Source organism: Pseudomonas sp. GZD-209, assembly GCF_049310485.1.
In the GTDB taxonomy this organism is placed as follows: Bacteria; Pseudomonadota; Gammaproteobacteria; order Pseudomonadales; family Pseudomonadaceae; genus Aquipseudomonas; species Aquipseudomonas sichuanensis.
This window is the reverse complement of record NZ_JBMOWQ010000167.1, coordinates 1-4,060: the sequence shown is the minus strand read 5'-3', so window position 1 is coordinate 4,060 and position 4,060 is coordinate 1. Positions and strand designations below refer to the sequence as shown.

Annotated in this window: 5 protein-coding genes; all 5 read right to left on the bottom strand. The window is 68.3% G+C overall.

Translation table 11 applies throughout. The features are described from left to right. Window positions 1-68: 68 nt before the first annotated feature. Genes ACO6VM_RS19040 through ACO6VM_RS19020 form a run of 5 tightly spaced genes read right to left on the bottom strand, consistent with a single transcriptional unit; the run spans window position 69 to window position 3,918 of the window. Window positions 69-1,340: a dihydroorotase gene (locus ACO6VM_RS19040; RefSeq protein WP_422403651.1), complete on the bottom strand. Its 1,272-nt coding sequence runs from the start codon at window positions 1,338-1,340 to the stop codon at window positions 69-71. After that, on the bottom strand, window positions 1,337-2,341 hold the full coding sequence (locus ACO6VM_RS19035) for an aspartate carbamoyltransferase catalytic subunit (RefSeq protein ID WP_110994142.1): 1,005 nt from the start codon (window positions 2,339-2,341) through the stop codon (window positions 1,337-1,339). The genes ACO6VM_RS19040 and ACO6VM_RS19035 overlap by 4 nt, the downstream gene beginning before the upstream one ends. Window positions 2,342-2,353: 12 nt before the next feature. Next, the gene (pyrR, locus tag ACO6VM_RS19030; protein ID WP_347150714.1) at window positions 2,354-2,872 is read right to left on the bottom strand and encodes a bifunctional pyr operon transcriptional regulator/uracil phosphoribosyltransferase PyrR; all 519 of its coding nucleotides are present in this window, start codon (window positions 2,870-2,872) and stop codon (window positions 2,354-2,356) included. Between the two features lie 51 nt (window positions 2,873-2,923). Beyond that, window positions 2,924-3,349, bottom strand: coding sequence for a Holliday junction resolvase RuvX (gene ruvX / locus ACO6VM_RS19025; RefSeq protein ID WP_232882600.1), 426 nt, complete (start codon window positions 3,347-3,349; stop codon window positions 2,924-2,926). Beyond that, a complete protein-coding gene (locus ACO6VM_RS19020; RefSeq protein ID WP_110994145.1) occupies window positions 3,349-3,918 on the bottom strand; it encodes a YqgE/AlgH family protein in 570 nt (189 codons plus the stop codon). The genes ruvX and ACO6VM_RS19020 overlap by 1 nt, the downstream gene beginning before the upstream one ends. Window positions 3,919-4,060: the final 142 nt, after the last annotated feature.

Sequence of the window (4,060 nt, the reverse complement as noted above, 5' to 3'; positions counted from 1 at the left end):
CGCGGGGCAAGCCCGCTCCCACGCACTGAACTGGCGTGGGAGCGGGCTTGCCCCGCGATGACGGTTACTCAGGCCTCGTGGCAGATGTGCCCATCGACCAAGGTATAACGCACCGCGCCCGGCAGGCAGTGGCCGATGAACGGGCAGTTCTCGCCACGCGACAGCCACTGCTCGCCCGCCACCGTCGAGGCTTGCGGATCGAACAGCACCAGGTCGGCCGCGCCGCCCACTTTCAGCTCACCCGCCGGCAGGCGCATGGCCGCCGCCGGGCCGCTGCTCAGCCGCGCCATCAGCGTCGGCAGGTCGAGCAGGCCGTCCTCGACCAGGGTCATGGCCAGCGGCAGCAACAGCTCGACGCTGCTGATGCCCGGCTCGGTGGCACCGAACGGCGCCAGCTTGGCATCGCGCTCGTGGGGCTGGTGGTGGCTGGAGATCGCCTGGATCACGCCCGCCTTCACCGCCTCACGCAGGCCGTCACGGTCGGCGGCGCTGCGCAGCGGCGGCTGCACGTGGTACAGGCTGGAGAAATCGCGCAGCGCTTCGTCGGTGAGGATCAGCTGGTACAGCGCCACGTCGGCGGTGACCGGCAGCCCCAGTTGCTGGGCCTGGGCGATCAACCGTGCGCCACGGGCGCTGGTGATCTGGCTGAAGTGCGCGCGCACGCCGCTCTGCTCGACCAGCAGCAGGTTGCGGGCCAGGGCCACGGTCTCGGCGCTTTCGGGGATGCCGGGCAGGCCGAGGAAGCTGGCCATCGGCCCTTCGTGGGCCAGGCCGCCCTGGGACAGGTCGCGGTCCTGGGAGTGGAACACCACGGTCAGGTCGAAGGTCGCCGCATATTCCAGGGCGCGGGCCAGGGTGCGGTTGTTGGGGATCTCTTTCAGGCCGTTGCCGAAGGCCACGCAACCGGTGTCGCGCAGGGCCACCAGCTCGGCCAGTTGCTCTCCTTCCAGGCCTTTGGTCAGGGCACCGATCGGGTACACCTTGCTGTTGGCCGCTTCGCGGGCGCGGTCGAGGATCAGTTCGGCCACCGCCGAGGTGTCCAGCACCGGCTTGGTCTGCGGCGGGCAGCACAGGCTGGTGACGCCGCCGGCGACCGCTGCGCGGGTTTCACTGGCGATGGTGCCTTTGCGGCTGTAGCCCGGCTCGCGCAGCGATACACCGAGGTCGACCAGGCCGGGCGCTGCGACCAGGCCGTCGGCCTGGATCGTGCGGCTGGCGCTGAAGCCTGCCGGGGCTGCGCCGATGGCGGCAATGCGACCGCCTTCGAGGTGCAGGTCGGTGATGGTGTCCAGGCCGCTGGCAGGGTCGATTACCCGAGCGCCGATAATGCTGAGGGTCACTGGGCGTTCTCCTGCTCGATTTGACGTTGCGCGTTCTGCCCGCTCATGGCCATGGACAGCACGGCCATGCGCACGGCGATGCCGTAGGTGACCTGGTTGAGGATCACCGAGTGCTTGCCGTCGGCCACCGCCGACTCGATCTCCACGCCCCGGTTGATCGGGCCGGGGTGCATGACGATGGCGTCGGGCTTGGCGCCGGCCAGGCGTGCGGTGGTCAGGCCGAACAGGCGGTAGAACTCGCCCTCGCTGGGCAGCAGGCCGCCGGCCATGCGCTCACGCTGCAGGCGCAGCATGATCACCACGTCGACGTCCTTGAGGCCTTCGGCGAGGTCGGTGTAGACCTTCACCCCGTATTGCTCGATGCCGATCGGGATCAGGGTTTTCGGGCCGATCACGCGGATGTCCGGGCAGCCCAGCGCCTTGAGCGCGAGCATGTCCGAGCGGGCTACGCGCGAGTGCAGGATATCGCCGACGATGGCCACCGACAGGTTCTCGAAGCTGCCCTTGTGCCGACGGATGGTCAGCATGTCGAGCATGCCCTGGGTCGGGTGCGCGTGGCGGCCGTCGCCGCCGTTGATCACCGCCACGTCCGGGCATACGTGCTCGGCGATGAAGTGGGCGGCGCCGGAGTCGGAGTGGCGCACGACGAACATGTCGGCGGCCATGGCTTCGAGGTTGCGCAGGGTGTCGAACAGGGTCTCGCCCTTGCTGGTCGAGGAGGTCGACACGTTCAGGCTGATCACGTCGGCCGACAGGCGCTGGGCGGCCAGTTCGAAGGTGGTGCGGGTACGGGTGGAGTTCTCGAAGAACACGTTGCACACGGTCTTGCCGCGCAGCAGCGGGACTTTCTTCACGGCCCGGGCGCCGACTTCGAGGAACGAGTCGGCAGTGTCGAGGATCTCGGTGAGCAGTTCGCGGGGCAAACCGTCGAGCGAGAGGAAGTGGCGCAGCTGGCCCTGGTCATTGAGCTGCAGCGGGCGCTTGGCGTCGAATGGCGTCATCGCGGGGGACTCTTAAAGGGCGGAAGCGGAAGCGAGGTCCTGGCGCTCGAGAGCGAGCGGTGCGGGTCCGGTCAATTTTACCCGTTCATGGGCGGCCAGCGACAGGGTGGCGCCGAGCACATTCGGGCGGATCGGCAGTTCGCCGGCATCCAGGTCCAGCAGGCACACCAGCGTCACGCTGGCCGGGCGGCCATAGTCGAACAGTTCGTTGAGGGCGGCGCGGATGGTGCGGCCGCTCATCAGCACGTCATCCACCAGCACCAGGTGCTGGCCTTCGATCTCGAACGGCAGCTCCGAAGGGCGCACTTGCGGGTGCAGGCCGTTCTGGCTGAAGTCGTCGCGGTAGAACGAGACATCCAGGGTGCCCAGCGGGCTCTCGTCGGCCAATTCCTGCTGCAGGGCCTGGGCCACCCAAACGCCGCCGGTGCGGATGCCGATGAAGCGTGGCTCGGCGATGGCGCGGCGGGCCAGGTGGGCGCGAAGGTCGACGGCCATCTGCCGGATCAGGTCGGCGGGATTGGGTAGGCTCATTGCGTGCTCCTCGGAAGGCGGGCGCCGGGTAGCTCCGGCGGCAAAGCGGAATTAAGTATTGGCCTCCAGCCAGCCTTGCAGCAGCAGGGCGGCGGCGATGGCGTCGACCGGGTTGTCGCGGTAGCTGCCGTGACGGCCGCCACGGGCCATCTGCTCGCCCTTGGCTTCGAAGGTGGTCAGGCGTTCGTCGTGGGTGTGCACCGGCAGGTTGAATCGGCCGTTGAGGCGCCGGGCGAATTTCTCGGCGCGCTCGCTCATCTCGCTGGGGGTGCCGTCCATGTTCAGCGGCAGACCGACGACGATGGCATCGGGTTTCCATTCCTTGATCAGTTTTTCGACCTGGTTCCAGTCCGGCACGCCGTTCTGTGCCTTGAGTACGCAGAGTTCGCGGGCCTGGCCGGTGATCACCTGGCCGACGGCCACGCCGATCTGTTTGCTGCCGTAGTCGAAGCCCAGCAGCAGGCGCAGTTCGGCCATCAGGCGTGCCCCGCCTGGCTGGTGAGCAGGCTCAGGTTGATGCCGAGGCTGGCGGCGGCCGCGCCGAGGCGCTGTTCGCTGTCCATGCCGAACAGGATCGCGGGGTCGAACGGGCAGTTGAGCCAGGCGTTGTCGGCCAGCTCCGCTTCCAGCTGGCCGGCTTCCCAGCCGGCATAGCCGAGGGTGATCAGGCTCTTTTTCGGGCCCACGCCGGCGGCGATGGCCAGCAGCACGTCCTGGGAGGTGGTCAGCGACAGGCCTTCCAGGGCCACGGTGGCCTGGAAGCTGCACTCATCGCTGTGCAGCACGAAACCACGGTCGGTCTGCACCGGGCCGCCCAGGTAGATGGGCACCTGCAGCGTGCTGGCCGGGGGCGTTTCGTCGGGGCGCAACTGTTCGAGAATGTCGCCCAGGTTCAGCTCCTGCGGGCGGTTGACCACCAGCCCCATGGCGCCGTTGGCGTTGTGCTCGACGATGTAGGTAAGGGTGTGGGCAAAGTTCGGGTCGGCCATGTGCGGCATGGCGATCAGGAACTGGTGCTTGAGGTAGCTGGGGGCGAAGGTTTTCATGAGCGCTAGTGTGGCGCCAGGTGGCGGGGCTGGCAAGGTGCGCAGCCCCTGTGGGAGCTCACCCAGCCCTGTGGGAGCGGGTTTACCCGCGAAGCAGGCAGCGCGGTGCATGGCACCGGCTTCGCCGGTGTTCGCGGGTAAA